12 protein-coding genes are annotated in these 15,442 nt (G+C 63.0%); 4 read left to right on the top strand and 8 right to left on the bottom strand.

All coding sequences use genetic code 11. The features are described from left to right. Positions 1-213: 213 nt before the first annotated feature. A complete protein-coding gene (locus IRZ77_RS20800) occupies positions 214-474 on the bottom strand; it encodes a DUF2798 domain-containing protein (RefSeq protein ID WP_196174325.1) in 261 nt (86 codons plus the stop codon). A gap of 113 nt (positions 475-587) precedes the next feature. Between IRZ77_RS20800 and IRZ77_RS20805 the strand changes: the two genes are divergently transcribed. Further along, positions 588-1,517 (top strand): LysR family transcriptional regulator, encoded by a 930-nt coding sequence (locus tag IRZ77_RS20805; RefSeq protein ID WP_196174327.1) that lies wholly within the window; start codon positions 588-590, stop codon positions 1,515-1,517. Positions 1,518-1,559: 42 nt separating this feature from the next. On the opposite strand, the gene IRZ77_RS20810 is transcribed toward IRZ77_RS20805, so the two are convergent. The 3 genes from IRZ77_RS20810 to IRZ77_RS20820 form a co-directional block, all read right to left on the bottom strand. Then, positions 1,560-2,825: an OmpP1/FadL family transporter gene (locus IRZ77_RS20810; RefSeq protein ID WP_046617166.1), complete on the bottom strand. Its 1,266-nt coding sequence runs from the start codon at positions 2,823-2,825 to the stop codon at positions 1,560-1,562. 147 nt (positions 2,826-2,972) lie between these two features. Then, complete coding sequence (locus IRZ77_RS20815; RefSeq protein WP_025338041.1) at positions 2,973-3,455, bottom strand: hypothetical protein; 483 nt, start codon at positions 3,453-3,455, stop codon at positions 2,973-2,975. Between the two features lie 249 nt (positions 3,456-3,704). Then, positions 3,705-3,929, bottom strand: coding sequence for a hypothetical protein (locus IRZ77_RS20820; RefSeq protein WP_003257337.1), 225 nt, complete (start codon positions 3,927-3,929; stop codon positions 3,705-3,707). A 952-nt stretch (positions 3,930-4,881) separates the two neighbouring features. Here IRZ77_RS20820 and IRZ77_RS20825 point away from each other — a divergent pair. Both IRZ77_RS20825 and rmuC read left to right on the top strand, forming a co-directional pair. Beyond that, positions 4,882-5,301 carry a tetratricopeptide repeat protein gene (locus IRZ77_RS20825; RefSeq protein WP_046617173.1) on the top strand — a complete coding sequence of 140 codons (420 nt, stop codon included), beginning with the start codon at positions 4,882-4,884 and terminating at the stop codon, positions 5,299-5,301. A gap of 231 nt (positions 5,302-5,532) precedes the next feature. Beyond that, complete coding sequence (rmuC, locus tag IRZ77_RS20830) at positions 5,533-6,906, top strand: DNA recombination protein RmuC (protein WP_161797643.1); 1,374 nt, start codon at positions 5,533-5,535, stop codon at positions 6,904-6,906. Here rmuC and IRZ77_RS20835 read toward each other — a convergent pair. Together IRZ77_RS20835 and IRZ77_RS20840 are read right to left on the bottom strand one after the other, a co-directional pair. Further along, complete coding sequence (locus IRZ77_RS20835; RefSeq protein ID WP_046617168.1) at positions 6,878-10,354, bottom strand: hybrid sensor histidine kinase/response regulator; 3,477 nt, start codon at positions 10,352-10,354, stop codon at positions 6,878-6,880. The two genes, rmuC and IRZ77_RS20835, sit on opposite strands and share 29 nt — an antisense overlap. A 231-nt stretch (positions 10,355-10,585) precedes the next feature. Next, complete coding sequence (locus IRZ77_RS20840) at positions 10,586-11,764, bottom strand: MFS transporter (protein ID WP_046617169.1); 1,179 nt, start codon at positions 11,762-11,764, stop codon at positions 10,586-10,588. 258 nt (positions 11,765-12,022) lie between these two features. Between IRZ77_RS20840 and IRZ77_RS20845 the strand changes: the two genes are divergently transcribed. After that, positions 12,023-13,900, top strand: a complete 1,878-nt coding sequence (locus IRZ77_RS20845; protein ID WP_196174329.1) for an MFS transporter — start codon at positions 12,023-12,025, stop codon at positions 13,898-13,900. Between the two features lie 8 nt (positions 13,901-13,908). On the opposite strand, the gene sugE is transcribed toward IRZ77_RS20845, so the two are convergent. Further along, positions 13,909-14,226 carry a quaternary ammonium compound efflux SMR transporter SugE gene (gene sugE / locus IRZ77_RS20850; protein WP_046617171.1) on the bottom strand — a complete coding sequence of 106 codons (318 nt, stop codon included), beginning with the start codon at positions 14,224-14,226 and terminating at the stop codon, positions 13,909-13,911. A gap of 229 nt (positions 14,227-14,455) precedes the next feature. After that, on the bottom strand, positions 14,456-15,421 hold the full coding sequence (locus IRZ77_RS20855) for a bile acid:sodium symporter family protein (RefSeq protein WP_108481211.1): 966 nt from the start codon (positions 15,419-15,421) through the stop codon (positions 14,456-14,458). Between the last annotated feature and the right edge of the window lie 21 nt (positions 15,422-15,442).

The following is a 15,442-nucleotide window of genomic DNA, read 5'->3' on the forward strand; positions in this document are numbered from 1 at the left end:
CGGTCTTGCTCCCGGGAGTACGCGCTGCAGGCCCCATCCATGGGGCCTCAGCGCTTGACGGGCATCCATGCCCGTCACCTCCCTCCGCAAGCCCTCTGCTCGGCCTCCTGAAGTCGCGAAGATCAAGATCAAGATCAAGATCAAGAGCAAGAGCAAGAGCAAGAGCAAGAGCAAGAGCAAGAGCAGGGGAATTGCCTGGGTTTCAGGTTACTCTCACTTTGAATGCACCGTAATCGCCACCAACCGCACCACCACCGGCCTGACCATCAACACACAAACGAACGCCACAGGCATCGCCAACTGGTAAGCCTTCAGCACCTTGCCAAGGTATTCAGGGTTGATCCCCCCATTCGCCGCCGTGATCACGAAACACATCAATAGCGCCATGATGGACGACATGTAGAAGGCAAAAACATAGGGCGTGGCGCCCGGGTGCAATTTGCGTCGGCTGCGCGTCTGGGACAGGTTGCTCATGCGAACTCCTGAAAGGTAAGTAGAGGCGCAGGTTAGCAACGCATCCGGTAGCAACTGTAGACCAGCCGCATTGAGTTCTTTATAAAGAGATTCTTACGAATCCAGGGCTCAGCATGGATCTGCTCAACGCCATTCGCAGCTTCATCAAGGTGGTCGAAGCCGGCAGCATCGCCGCCGGGGCCCGCAATCTGGGCCTGAGCCCGGCCGCGGTCAGCCAGAACCTGGCGCGACTGGAAGGCCGCTTGCAGGTTCGCCTGCTCAGCCGCACCACCCGCAGTATGGCGCTGACACCCGCTGGCACCCAGTATTACGAACGCGTCAGGCACATCGAGCGCGACCTGGCCTTGGCCGAACAGGCCGTCACCACCCCCGACAGTGAGCCCCAAGGGCGGCTGTGCATTGCTTCGACGTCCGCCTTCGGTCGTCACGTGCTGGCGCCATTGATACCCGCGTTCAGTGCCCGCTACCCACTGCTTTCGATAGAGTTGATAACGACTGATCGCCGGGTCAACCACGCCCGGGAGGATGTGGACGTGAGCCTGCGCATTGCTCCGCAACTCGAAGACCAATTGTTGGCCCGGCATATCGCCCGTATCCCGTTCATTTGCTGTGCCTCGCCCGGTTACCTGCAAAGCGCCGGCGTGCCGGCCACGCCCGAGGCCTTGCGTGAGCACCGCTGCCTGGTGTTCCGCTACCCGGTGGATGGGCGCTTCCTGCGTTGGGGGTTCATGCGCGACGGGCTGCGGTTCGAGGCAGAGTTCGGCAGCGTATTGATCAGCGACGACATAGACGCCCTGACCCAGATGGCACTGCACGATGGCGGCATCACCCGCCTGGCCGAGTTCATCGTACGGCCGCATTTGGCCACCGGGGCGCTGGTGCCGTTGTTCGAATACAGCGATAGCGGCCAGGCCTATGCCCAGACCGAACCGATGGATATCTACCTTTGCCTGGCCGACCGCTTCGCCATGACCACCAAGGTGCGTGTGTTCATGGACTACCTGCGCGAATGCCTGGGCGACAGCTGGCAGGTGCAGGCATGAAAAAACCGCCACGAGGGCGGTTTTTCATATAGCGCGTACGAATCAGAAGCGGTAGGTAAGGGATGCACCGATACCGTGAGCACTGTTCTCGTACTTGGCCCGGTAGCTGCCCTTGGTCGCGCTGGCCAGATTCACCTTGACGTCCTCTTCCCACAGGTAGGAGTAAGCGACGTCGATGGTCATGTCGTCGTTCGGGCTCCAGCCTGCACCCAGGCTGAATATCCGGCGGTCGCCAGTCGGGATACGCGGCGAGCGGTCGTGGTTGTTGGTGGGCGCCTGGTCGACAGTGAAGCCGGTACGCAGCACCCACTCCTTGTTGACCTTGTACGATGCACCGATGGCATGAGCCCAGGTATCATGCCAGTTCTGCTCTTCGGTGATGGTCTGGAACGCCGAACCTGCCAGTGGTGCCGGAACATCGTTCTGCACGGTAATGTCTTTCAGGCGGCTCCAACGCGTCCAGGTGCTACCTGCGTACAGGGTCCACTGGTCGTCCAGTTCATGGGTAACCGAGAGGTCGACCGATTCTGGTGTCTTGATTTTCAGCGTAGCGTCGAACTTGTTGCCGTTGAACGGCCCGATCAGCGGGGTGCTGACACGGGTCTTGCCCTCGAGCTTGTAGTCGACCATCGAGTGGTAAGTCAGGCCGACGCGGGTGCGGTCGGTGGCTTGTACCAGGATACCGATGTTGTAGCCGACGGCAGTATCGTCACCCTTGATCTTCACTTCGCCGTCATTACGACCCGGGGTGAACGGGTTGATCAGGTTCGAGCCCAGTTCCCCCTCGATGCGGTTGATGGTCGGGCCAAAACCGATCGAGACCTTGTCGTTGAATGCGTAGCTGACGGTCGGCTGGAATGTGACAACCTGTACGTGGCTCTTCTTGCCCCAGTAACGTGCGGCGTCATCGCTGCCATAGTCGGTTACCAGGCCGAACGGTACGTAGACACCAAAGCCGACGCTCCAGTGGTCGTCGATCGGTTTGACGTAGTAACCCATGGGTACGCCAACGACAGGCACCATATCACCATCGGTTTCCCCCCCGAGATTGCTGCCCGGGCCCGAGATGTCGGTCTTGGCGATGACGGCTGCGCCGCCCACGGTGAACTGTTCGCGCTTGAGGCGGGACATGCCGGCCGGGTTGCCAAAAACGGTGCTGGCATCTTCGGCAGAGGAAGAACGTCCCGCGAAACCTGTCCCCATGCTGCTGATGCTCTGTTCGTTCAGCGCGAAGCCGCTCGCGAGCAGTTGGCTGGAAGCGAGTGCGACGGCTACGCCGAGGGAGGCTTTGAGCATTACTTTTTTCATTATTAGAAAACTCCTTGGGATCTCCGGGGCGAAAAGCTACCAACAATTCACGCGCCGCGCTATAGCCTCAATCGCGGGAGATAGAGCAGTTTTGTAGGACAATCCGACCAAAATTCCCTTTTTTCCGGGTGCGTTGTAGGACGCGTCCTAAGATGCCTGCGGCAATCTCTGATCTATGCAGGTATGCCAGGCGTGGGTGAAGTCGCGCAGGCGACCTTGGGGGTTGAAAATCTGCCGCCAGATCCGCGCCAGTGCGAGAAGGTCGTCGGCGGCAGGCAGTGGCGTGGCCTGCTCTTCAACGAGCATCCAGGCAATTGCGGTGGAATAGCGCAGGTTTACGGTGAGTTCCAGGTGCGGGCCGCCCAGGAAGGCATGCTGGCTGGCCAAGCCGCGGACCAGGCTTGCCAGGTCGGGGTCACGGGCAAGGTAGTCGTCCCAGATCGCCTGGTGACGGTGTTCGCCGATACGGTACAGGCCATGCCCACGACGGTCGTGCAAGGCCGACCCCAGGGCCGACTGGCTGGCGGCGATGCCCAGCAACAAGGCTTCGGCGCTGGCGCAGTGACGGTTCAGGTAGACCAGGGTAGGTCGGATCACATACTGACACAATTCATTCGCCGCGATACCCATGATGCCCTCGAGCAGTTAAGGGCCGGACGGGCGCTGGAGCTTGGCAGCTGGTAAGTGATCAGGCCCGCCGGAAGCGGCAAGCACCGCTCGAGTTGAAGTGTAGTGTGATAATCGTGGTGTAAAGGGCTGTTTTTAAATCGATTGCTGCCTGACGTACCGGGCTATATGCCTTAAGGCAATTACGCCATGAACGTTCAGGCAGGCTTGCGATGGGATGATTCAGCGCTTGAATACCGCAGTATTCGCCGCTCACGCGGTGAGCGACTGGCGGGTTCGGGCGATGACCGCCTGCAGCGGTTCACTGCGGCTGTACTGTTCAGGGTACAGGCGCTCGGTGTGGCAAGCGACGCCGTGTTCGTCTACCAGGGTGAAGCTGAAGCTGCCCTTGCGTGGGGCAACGATGAGGCACTTCAACGGCGAGAAGGCCTGGGAGAGGGTGCCAATGGCAGCCTGAATCTGATGATGAGTTTGCATATTGTTGGATGTTCCTGCTTTAAACACGGGGGTTATGATCCGTGCATGATAGAAACGTTCCAGTGACGCCTTTATTAAGGGACGAACGAACCTGACTGGAACAGGGCAGCCAGAGGGAGCGCATTCAAAGGTGGGCGCATGGGCTGACTGGTAGGTACTTCGGAAGGCAGGCAGCACGCCGGGGCCAAGGTTCTAGGCCGTCGGTATGGGATCCTGATCAATCTGTCACGTGATTCGTGCTTGAGCAGCGCGTGGCTTGCGAGTGAATCATCGAATGGGCCGGTCCTAGTTTCAGCAGCGCCACCCTTGGGAGGAGCGGTTCTGCAAGGACGCTTCAGGCCAGAATTGACTTTCAGCTTGGTACTAACGAGACGCACCTTAGCGGAAATACCGGTGCTTGGCAAGCATTTCATGTTTGTTCAGCTTAGCCGGGCAGTATGGCGCGTATTTGCCCTGCTGGGAAGAGGGAGCAAAAGGCCCGCATCCAGGCTGATGTACCGATTTCGTGCACTCAAATGAAGGTTTATGGTGCACTTGTTCACATTCGGAGCATTGCTTGCAACTGCCTCGCAGCACGCTGCGGCAGCCTCGCCAATGCCTTGACTGGGCGGTTAAGTCAATGAAAAAAAACACTATTTTTAGCTGGTGAAAAAATCGTCAGTTTGAGCGAAAGCCCCAGTTCATAGGGGTTTGCGGGGGATGGGAGGGGGTTGTCCACCGAGTTATCCACAGGAACTGTGGATTGTCCCCGGCGCTTGCTCTAGGACGGGCGTGCCAGCACTACATTGTACTGTCCGACAATCGACGTGCTCCGAAAGACCTATTGGTCATCCTCTTGAAAACGTCAAGAAAAGATCATTGAAAATTTTTTCAATCCTCCGGAAATAGAAAGGCCAAGGCGCAAGAAAAAGGGTAGAGTGGCGCGCCTTTCGAGTTGCCAAACCTGTTGCTCATGAAGTTTCGCGGTAAACCCCTCGCCAGCCCCGCTGCATCAATGCCTGCGCCTCCCCCCAAACGGTTCTCCCTCAAAGTGGCTTTGTGGCTGCTCGATAACCCGCGCCTGGGTGACAAGCCGCAGGTCAAGCACCTTGCCGGGCGCCTGTTGAAACAGCCGGCGCGTCAGGGCGTGGTCGTGGCGCAAAGCCGCCTGGGGCAGATGTTGTGCCGCGATTGCGGCAATGCCCGTGACCGGCGTATTGGCCATGAACTGCTGCGCCAGGCCGCCCGTGCTGGTGACCGGCGTGCGCAGCTGGAGTTTGCGCGGCTGTGCCAGCACAGCGAGCCGGAGCAGGCTCGGTACTGGCTGGAGCTGGCGGCGGGACAGGGGTCGCAGGAGGCGCGGCGGCTTTTGAGGCAGTGGTTCCATGCCTGAGGTATATTGCCAGCAGTGGCCTCTTCGTGGGTGAACCCGCGAAAAGGCCGGAGCAGGCAACACACCGCTCAGGCTGATAAGCTGCGATGCATTCATCCAGGATCATTCGGGGTAAGCATGACAGTGGATCTGGCCAGCATTCTGCTGGGCTTGGTGGCAGGTGCAGTACCTTGCCTGGGTTGGGTCATGCAGGTGCAGCGCCGCCAGGGCGCGCGGCAAGGCGAGCAGGCCTTGCTCGAAGAGCGCCTCAATGCTGCCCAACTGGCCCTGGCCGGCCTGCAGGCGCAACTGGACGCCAGCCGCGACGAGGTCAGCGACCTCAGCGAAGCCAACACCGTCAAGCAGACCCAGCTGGCCGCCCTGGGCCGTGAGCTGGAACTGCTGCAGATCGACCGCGACAACGCCCGTGACGCCGCCCACGCCTGGAACCTCGAGCGTGCCAACCGCGAAGCCGAACTGCGCCGCCTGGAGGCCCAGACCGCACGCCTGGACGCCGAACTGCGCGAGCAGCAGGAAAGCCACCAACAGCGTCTGGAAGACCTGCAGGAAGCCCGCGACACACTGCGCGCTCAATTCGCCGACATGGCTACCAAGATCTTCGACGAGCGCGAGCAGCGCTTCGCCCAGACCAGCCAGCAGCACCTCGGCCAGTTGCTCGACCCGCTCAAGGAGCGCATCCAGGCCTTCGAAAAACGTGTGGAGGAAAGCTACCAGCAGGAAGCCCGCGAGCGCTTCTCGCTGGGCAAGGAGCTGGAGCGCCTGCAGCAACTCAACCTGCGCCTGTCCGACGAAGCTACCAACCTGACCCAGGCGCTGAAGGGCCAGAAAACCCAGGGCAACTGGGGGGAGCTGATCCTGGAGCGGGTACTGGAGCATGCCGGCCTGGAAAAGGGCCGCGAATACCAGACCCAGGTCAGCCTCAAGAGCGCCGATGGCGAGCGCTTCCAGCCTGATGTGCTGATCATGCTGCCCGGCGACAAGCAGGTAGTGGTGGATGCCAAGGTCAGCCTCACCGCCTACCAGCAGTTCGTCGCCGGCAACGACGAGGCCGCGCTCAAGCAGCATGTGCAGTCACTGCGCAGCCACGTCAAAGGCCTGTCGAGCAAGGACTACAACCGCCTCGAGGGCCTGCACAGCCTGGATTTCGTGCTGCTGTTCGTGCCGATCGAGGCCGCCTTCTCGGCAGCCCTGCAGGCGGAGCCGAACCTGTTCCAGGAAGCCTTCGACCGGCAGATAGTGATCGTCAGCCCGACCACCTTGCTAGCCACCTTGCGGGTGATCGACAGCCTGTGGAAGCAGGAACGCCAGGGCCAGAACGCCCGCGAGATCGCCGAGCGCGCCGGCTGGCTGTACGACAAGTTCGTGCTGTTCATCCAGGACCTGGACGAGTTGGGCAGCCGCCTGCAGCAGGTGGACAAGGCCTATGCCGCCGCGCGCAACAAGCTGTGTGAAGGGCGCGGCAACCTGGTCAGCCGCAGCGAACAGCTGAAGCTGCTGGGCGCCCGCGCCAGCAAGAGCCTGCCGGCCGACCTGCTGGAGCGGGCGCTTTCCGACGAGGCGTTGCCGGACGAAGCGCTTACTGAACCAGGCTCAGATGGCGATTGAGCATGGCGCGCAGGGCCGCCGGCTTGACCGGCTTGGCCAGGTAGTCCAGGCCAGAGGCATGCACCATGGCGATGGTTTCCTTGCTGCCGTCGGCACTGATTACCACGCCCGGCACCGGCTCACCCAGGCGCGCGCGTAGCCAGCCCATCAGCCCTGTACCGGTCTCGCCGTCGTCCAGGTGGTAGTCCACCAGTGCAAGGTGCGGGCGCATGCCCTTGGTCAGCAGGGCTTCGCATTCGGCACGGTTGCGCGCGGTCCACACCTGGCAACCCCAGCGGCTGAGCAGGCTGTTCATGCCGATCAGGATGCTGTCTTCGTTGTCCACGCAGAGCACCTGCAGCCCGGCAAGTGGCTGGCCGACCTGTTCCACCGGGGCGGTGGGCGCCGTGGCGGCCTGCCGGGCAATCGGTACGCTGACGCGGAACACCGTGCCCTTGCCCGGCCATGAGCGCACCTCCAGCTTGTGTCCCAGCACACGGCACAGGCCGTCGGCGATCGCCAGGCCCAGGCCCAGCCCCTTCTCGGCGCGGGTCTGGTGGCTGTCCAGGCGCTTGAACTCCTGGAAGATCACCTGCAGCTTGTCGTCGGCGATGCCCGGGCCACGGTCCCACACCTCAAGCCACAACTGTTCACCCTGGCGCCGTGCGCCCAGCAGGATCGGGCTCTTGCCATAGCGCAGGGCGTTGGTCAGGAAGTTCTGCAGCACCCGGCGCAGCAGTTTCATGTCGCTGTCCACCCGCAGGCGACTGCCGCGCAGGCGGAACTCAAGGCCCTTCTCGGCGGCCAGCACCTTGAATTCGGCGCCCAGGGTGTCGAACAGTTCGTTGAGGGCAAAGGGCTTGGTATCCGGGGTGATCTTGCCGTTTTCCAGGCGCGAGATATCCAGCAGGTCGCTGATCAGCTCTTCAGCCGAGCGCAGCGAGCTGTCCATGTGCTGCACCAGTTGCCGGGCCTCTTCATTCATGCCCTCGGCTTGCTGCGACAAGGCAGCGGAGAACAGCCGGGCGGCGTTCAGCGGCTGCATCAGGTCATGGCTTACCGCAGCCAGGAAACGGGTCTTGGACTGGCTCACCGCTTCGGCACGGCTCTTGGCTTCGGACAACGCCTGGTTTAGCTGCGACAGCTCTTGAGTGCGTTCCGCCACCCGTTGTTCCAAGCTTTCGTTGGCATCGCGCAGGGCCTGCTCGGCCTCGCGGAACGGGGTGATGTCGGTGAAGCTCATGACGAAACCGCCGCCCGGCATCGGGTTGCCGATCAGTTCGATCACCCGGCCATTGGGGAACAAGCGCTCGGAAGAGTGCGCACGGCCCTGGCGCATCCAGTGCAGGCGCCGCGCCACATGCACCTGCGCCTCGCCCGGGCCGCACAGGCCACGCTCGGCGTTGTAGCGGATGATGTCGGCGATCGGCCGGCCCACGCTGATCAGCCCGTCGGGGTAGTTGAACAGTTCCAGGTAACGGCGGTTCCAGGCCACCAGGTGCAGGTTCTGGTCGACCACGCTGATGCCCTGGTTGATGTTCTCGATGGCCCCTTGCAGCAGGGCGCGGTTGAACTGCAGCACCTCGCTGGCTTCGTCGGCAATACGCACCACGTCTTCCAGCTGCATGTCGCGGCCTTCGATGGCGGCCTTGACCACGGCGCGGGTCGACGAGGTGCCGAGCACGCCGGCCAGCAGGCGTTCGGTGTGTTCGATCCAGTCGCCATCGGCGTTCTGGTTGGGGTTGAAGCCCTTGCCCTGGCGGTAGGCGAAGCGGATGAAGCTCTGCCGGGCGCGTTCTTCGCCGACAAAGCGCGAGGCCAGGGTCAGCAGGTCGTCGATCTGCACCGCCAGCAGCGGCTTGCTGCTGGGCCTGGCGCTGGTCTGCTGGCCGATGAAGCGGCCTGCCTGCCAATGCTCGGACACCCGCGTGCGCGACAGCACCGAAACCCAGGCGAACAGGGTGAAGTTGCCCGCCAGCGACAGCACCACGCCCTGGGTAAGCGGGCTGATCGGCAGGTTCAGCGGGTTGCCGTGCAGCCACGCCAACCCTGGGAACAGCTGCAGCGACCAGCCCACGCTGTGCGCGGCAATCGGCAGCACCAAGGTGTAGAACCACAGGAAAATACCTGCGGCCAGGCCGGCGAACACACCGCGGCGGTTGGCCTGTTTCCAGTACAGTGCACCGAGCATGGCCGGGGTCAGCTGGGTCACGGCGGCAAAGGCGATCTGGCCGATGGTCGCCAGGCTGGCGGTGGAGCCCAGCAGACGATAGCTGACATACGCCAGCAGCAGGATCACCACGATGGTCACCCGGCGTACCGAGAGCATCCAGTGGCGGAACGCCTCGAACGGCCGCTCGGCGTTGGTACGGCGCAGCAGCCAGGGCAGCAGCATGTCGTTGGAGACCATGGTCGACAGCGCCACGGCCTCGACGATGACCATGCCGGTGGCCGCCGAGGCTCCACCGATGAATGCCAGCAGGGCCAGGCTCGGGTGTGCCTCGGCCAGCGGCAGGCTGATGACGAACGAATCGGAGATTACCGTGCCCGGCAGCAGCATCTGCCCGGCCAGCGCGATCGGCACCACGAACAGCGCGGCGAGCGCCAGGTACATCGGGAATACCCAGCGTGCCAGGCGCATGTCCTGGGGTTCGATGTTTTCCACCACGGTGACGTGGAATTGCCGTGGCAGGCAGATGATCGCCATCATCGCCACGGCGGTCTGCACCACCATCGACGGCCAGTTGATGGTTTCCTGCCAATAGTCCTGCAGGTGGATCGACTGGCGGGCCTGGCTGAACAGGTCGTCGAAGCCGTCATACAGGTTGAAGACGATGAAGATGCCTACGGCGAGGAAGGCCAGCAGCTTGATCAGCGATTCGAAGGCAATCGCCAGGACCATGCCACGGTGGTGTTCGGTCACGTCCAGGCTACGGGTACCGAAGACGATGGCGAACAGTGCCAGTACCAGCGACACCACCAGCGCGGTGTCCTGCACGCGGGTGCCGGTAGCGTCGGCATTGGCGCCGATCAGCAGGTTAACGCCCAGCACGATCCCCTTGAGCTGCAAAGCGATGTACGGCAGCACACCGATCAGGCAGATCAGCGCCACGACCACTGCCAGGGACTGTGACTTGCCGTAGCGCGCGGCGATGAAGTCGGCGATCGAGGTGATGTTCTGCTGCTTGCTGATCAGCACCATCTTCTGCAGCACCCAGGGCGCGAAGATCAGCAGCAGCACCGGGCCAAGGTAGATCGGCAGGAATGCCCAGAGCTGTTCGGCGGCCTGGCCGACCGCGCCGAAGAAGGTCCAGCTGGTGCAGTACACGGCCAGCGACAGGCTGTACACCCAGGCACGCAGCTTCGGCGGCAACGGCGTGCTGCGGCGGTCGCCGTAGAAGGCGATGGCGAACATGATGGCCATATAGGCCAGGGCGACCACGGCGATCAGCCCGCTGGACAACGACATGAATACTCCGAAGCAAAAAGATAACGCGGTCCCGATCAATCAGTCTGGCACGCAGGTGCCGCTTCGTCAGCGCAGACGATGGTCGCAGTGGCAGGTGGTCGCAGGGTTCTCTTTAACCTGTGCCGGCCCTTTCGCGGGTGAACCCGCTCCCACAGTTACTGCACAGGCTTCGAAAGGGGCGCTGTTCCTGTGGGAGCGGGTTCACCCGCGAGGAGACCAGCAGAGCAGACATCATCCTTTGCGGGTACCCAGCCAATAAAACACCCCCGCCAGTATCACCGACAACACCAGCAGGTAGAAGATCGCCCCTGGCCACAGATGCACCAGGGCAAACCCCACCATCACCGGCCCCAGCGCCGCGCCGAGGTTGGACAGGTTCTGCGCACCGTAATACACCCCACGCAAGTGCTCCGGCGCGATCAGGTCGATGAACATGTACTCGGCCGGGATCACGATGATCTCGCCCAGGGTGAACACCAGCATCGCCAGGCACCACGCCAGCGCCGAACCGGCCAGGGCAAAGCCCAGCAGCCCGGCGATGAACAGGCCCATGCCGGCCAGCAACCAGGGGATCAGGCGCTGGCGGCTGATGCGGCGACCGATCAGGTACTGCAGGGCAATCACCGTCACTGCGTTGGTGGTCACCAGGTAACCGATCAGGCGCGCCGCCTCGGCCGGGCTGCTGGTCACCACCAGGTACTGCGACAGGTAGGCGGTGAACTGGCCGAATACCACCGCGCTCAGCACCCCGCCCAGGGTGAAGCATACCAGCCGCCGGTCACGGGCCAGCCCCAGCGCCACCTGGCCAAAGCCGGCCCCGGGCTTGTCCGGCGCATTGGCTTGCAGGCTGCGGTCACCCAGGCGCCAGTAGGCCAGGCACATAGCCAGGCCGAGCAGGGCGGAGGCGATGAACGGCATATGGTCGTTCAGCTCCAGCATGGCCACGCCCAGCAGCGGGCCGGCGGCGTAGCCGACGTTGCTGAGGGTGTACTTGATGGCGAACACCTCGGCCCGTTCCTCCACCGGCAGCAACGCGCAGAAGCCCGCCTTGGCGGCGATGTCGACCACTGCCAGGGCCAGGTTGATCAGTACCAGGCAGAGAAAGAACAGCAGCGCCGAATTGCTGACGACCGCGCCGATGAAGGCCGCGGCAAACAGCAGGGTGCTGGCGCTGACCAGTGTGTGGTTGCGCAAGGTATCCACCAGGTGGCCGCCATACAGGCTCAGCAGCGAGGCGATGATCAGCGCACCACCGATCAGCAGGCCGATCTGGCTGATTGGCAGCTGGAAGTTGTCGGCCAGGTACACCACCAGGTAGGGCAGGGTAAGGGCGCGAGCGACGGTAAGGGTGAAGGTGGTGGTGAGCAGCAGGCGTACGGTGTGCGGGTAGCGTTTTATGGCGGCGAGCATGACCACATCCTTGTTGTTCTGTTTTGCCGGGCGCCAGCATATGCCAACAGAGGCTTGCTGCGCAGGCCTTTCGCGGGCACGCCCGCTCCCACAGGTGCGGCGATGTGATATCCGTGTGGGAGCGGGCGTGCCCGCGAAAGAGCCGGTACAGTCCTGCAAACTCCTTGAGCGCTTGCCAGCCAGCGCATTTCCCATGCAGATTTGTGGCTTGTCGCGCCCGGCGCGCCTCCAATTGAAAAGCCCTCAGGACCAAGGACGATGAGTCACTCCTCGCAATTCACCTTGCTCGGCAAGCGGCGTTTCCTGCCGTTTTTCATCACCCAGTCGCTGGGTGCCTTCAACGACAACCTGTTCAAGCAGTCGCTGATCCTGGCGATCCTGTTCAAGCTCAGCCTGGGCGAGGGTGACCGTTCGATCTGGGTCAACCTGTGCGCCCTGCTGTTCATCCTGCCGTTCTTCCTGTTCTCTGCGCTGGGCGGGCAGTTTGGCGAGAAGTTCGCCAAGGATGCGCTGATCCGGGCCATCAAGCTGGCCGAGATCGCGATCATGGCAGTAGGCGCGCTCGGCTTCATCACCAACCACCTGGCGCTGATGCTGGTGGCGCTGTTCGGCATGGGGACCCACTCGGCGCTGTTCGGCCCGGTGAAGTACTCGATCCTGCCGCAGGCACTGCGCGAGGAAGAACTGGTCGGCGGCAACGGGCTGGTGGAAACCGGTACCTTCCTGGCCATCCTTGCCGGCACCATCGGTGCCGGGGTGATGATGTCGGCCGACAGCTATGCCACCGTGGTGGCCGGTGGCGTGGTCGGCACCGCCGTGCTCGGCTACCTGGCCAGCCGCTGGATCCCGCGGGCCGCTGCCGCTTCGCCGCAAATGTCGCTGGACTGGAACATCTTCAGGCAGTCGTGGGCGATCCTGCGCATGGGCCTTGGGCAGCCGCCGGCGGTGTCGCGCTCGATCGTCGGCAACTCGTGGTTCTGGTTCGTCGGTGCCATCTACCTCACGCAGATCCCTGCCTATGCCAAGGACTGGCTGCACGGTGATGGCACCGTGGTGACCCTGGTGCTGACCCTGTTCTCTGTGGGGATCGCCCTGGGTTCGCTGCTGTGCGAGCGCCTGAGCGGGCGCAAGGTGGAAATCGGCCTGGTGCCGTTCGGCTCGTTCGGGCTGAGCCTGTTCGGCCTGCTTTGGTGGTGGCACTCCGGCGATGTGCCGGCTGCGGCGGCACCGCATGACTGGCTGGCGCTGTTGGGCATGGGCCAGGCCTGGTGGATCCTTCTGTCGATCGTCGGCCTTGGAGTGTTCGGCGGCTTCTACATCGTTCCGCTGTACGCACTCATCCAGGCCCGCACCGCCGAAGACCAGCGCGCTCGGGTGATCGCTGCCAACAACATCCTCAACGCCCTGTTCATGGTGGTGTCGGCAGTGCTCACCATCATCCTGCTGGGCCTGGCCGAGCTGACCATCCCGCAACTGTTCCTGGTGGTGTCGCTGCTCAACATCGCGGTCAACGCCTATATCTTCAGGATCGTGCCCGAGTTCACCATGCGCTTCCTGATCTGGCTGCTCAGCCATTCGATGTACCGGGTTCAGCACCGCGACCTCGAACGCATCCCCGACGAAGGCGCGGCGCTGCTGGTGTGCAACCACGTGTCGTTTGTCGATGCGCTGCTGCTGGGTGGGGCGATCCGCCGGCCGATCCGCTTCGTCATGTACTACAAGATCTACAACCTGCCGGTACTCAACTTTGTGTTCCGCACCGCAGGCGCCATCCCGATTGCCGGGCGCAACGAAGACCTGGCCATCTACGAATGTGCTTTCGCGCGTATTGCCGAGTACCTGGCCGATGGCGAGCTGGTATGCATCTTCCCTGAAGGCAAGCTGACCGGGGATGGCGAGATCGATGTGTTCAAGGGCGGCGTCAACCGCATCCTCGAAGAAACCCCGGTGCCGGTCATTCCGTTGGCCTTGCAGGGTTTGTGGGGCAGCTTCTTCAGTCGTGACCCGGCCAAGGGCTTTTTCAAGCGCCTGTGGTCGCGGGTGACCATCGTGGCAGGCGCCGCCATCCCGATGGAGGCGGCGCAGCCAGAAGCCTTGCGTGAGCAGGTCAGCCGCCTGCGCGGCAACCTGCGCTAAGGGGGGGGTTAGCTGGCGCTGACTTTCAGGCCGACCAGGCCGGTAACGATCAGCGCCACGCTGACCAGGCGTACCAGGGCCATGGACTCGCCGAACAGGATGATGCCGGCGATCACCGTGCCGACAGCGCCAACACCGGTCCAGATGGCATAGGCGGTACCCAGCGGCAGCTCTTTCATGGCCAGGCCCAGCAGGCCCAGGCTGATGGCCATGGCGGCGACGGTGAGGACGGTGGGCAGTGGCTTGCTGAAGCCATCGGTGTATTTCAGGCCGACGGCCCAGCCGACCTCGAACAGGCCGGCGAAGAACAGGATGACCCAGGACATTGTGTATCTCCATCGTTGTGAATGATGGGGCCGTCCCCGGAATGGTCACGCGGTGCGTCGTGAGGTCGTCCTCACAGTGGATACATGGTGCACACCTGCAGCCCTAGGGGCAAGCCTGTGCCGGTCCTTTCGCGGGCACGCCCGCTCCCACAGGTACTGCACAGGTCTGAAGATTGTGGAGATCTCTGTGGGAGCGGGCGTGCCCGCGAAAGTGCCAGTGCAGGCAACATCAATGCCTGGCCGGCTCCCCACCTTCAGCTTCTGCCACAGGTTCCCCCATGCGCCGGAACCAGGTCGACAGCAGCGCCCCGGAAATATTGTGCCAAACGCTGAACAACGCACTCGGCACCGCCGCCAGCGGCGAAAAATGCGCCGCCGCCAGTGCCGCGCCCAGCCCGGAATTCTGCATACCCACCTCCAGCGCCAGCGATTTGCGCTGTGCCAATGGCAGTTTGCACAGCTTGCCGGTCAGGTACCCCAGCAAGTAGCCGAAGCTGTTGTGCAATATCACCACCGCCATTATCAGCAGCCCCGACTCGGCGATTTTCGCCTGGCTGGCCGCCACCACCGCGCACACGATCATCACGATACTCACCACCGACACCAGCGGCAGCACCTGCACCGCCGCCTGCACCCGCGCGCCAAGCAGCCGCTGGGCCAGTACGCCGAGCACGATCGGCAGCATCACCAGTTGCAGGATCGACCAGAACATGTCCATGAAGGACACCGGCAGCCAGGCCGAGGCCAGGAACCAGATCAGCGCAGGGGTCAGCAGCGGCGCGAGCAGGGTGGTCACCGCGGCAATTGCCACCGCCAGCGCCAGGTCGCCGCGGGACAGCCAGACCATCACGTTCGACGCTGTCCCGCTCGGGCAGCAGCCAACCAGAATCACGCCCACGGCAATTTCCGGCGGCAGGTGGAACAGCTGGCACAACAGCCAGGCCATGCCCGGCATGATCACGAAGTGCGCGACCACCCCCAGCATCACTCGCCAGGGCTGGCGGGCGAGGGCGGCGAAGTCATCGAGCTTGAGGGTGAGGCCCATGCCGAACATCACCAGGCCCAGCAGCGGCACGATGGCCACCTTCAAGGCGATGAACCATTGCGGTTGCAGGAAGGCCAGTACGGCGAACACCAGCACCCACAGGGCGAAGGTATTGCCGACGAAGCGGCTGAGGGCGGCGAGGGCACGCATGGGGCAAGTCCTTTTCTGTTT

It is taken from the genome of Pseudomonas pudica (genome assembly GCF_015680405.1).
GTDB classification, from domain to species: domain Bacteria; phylum Pseudomonadota; class Gammaproteobacteria; order Pseudomonadales; family Pseudomonadaceae; genus Aquipseudomonas; species Aquipseudomonas pudica.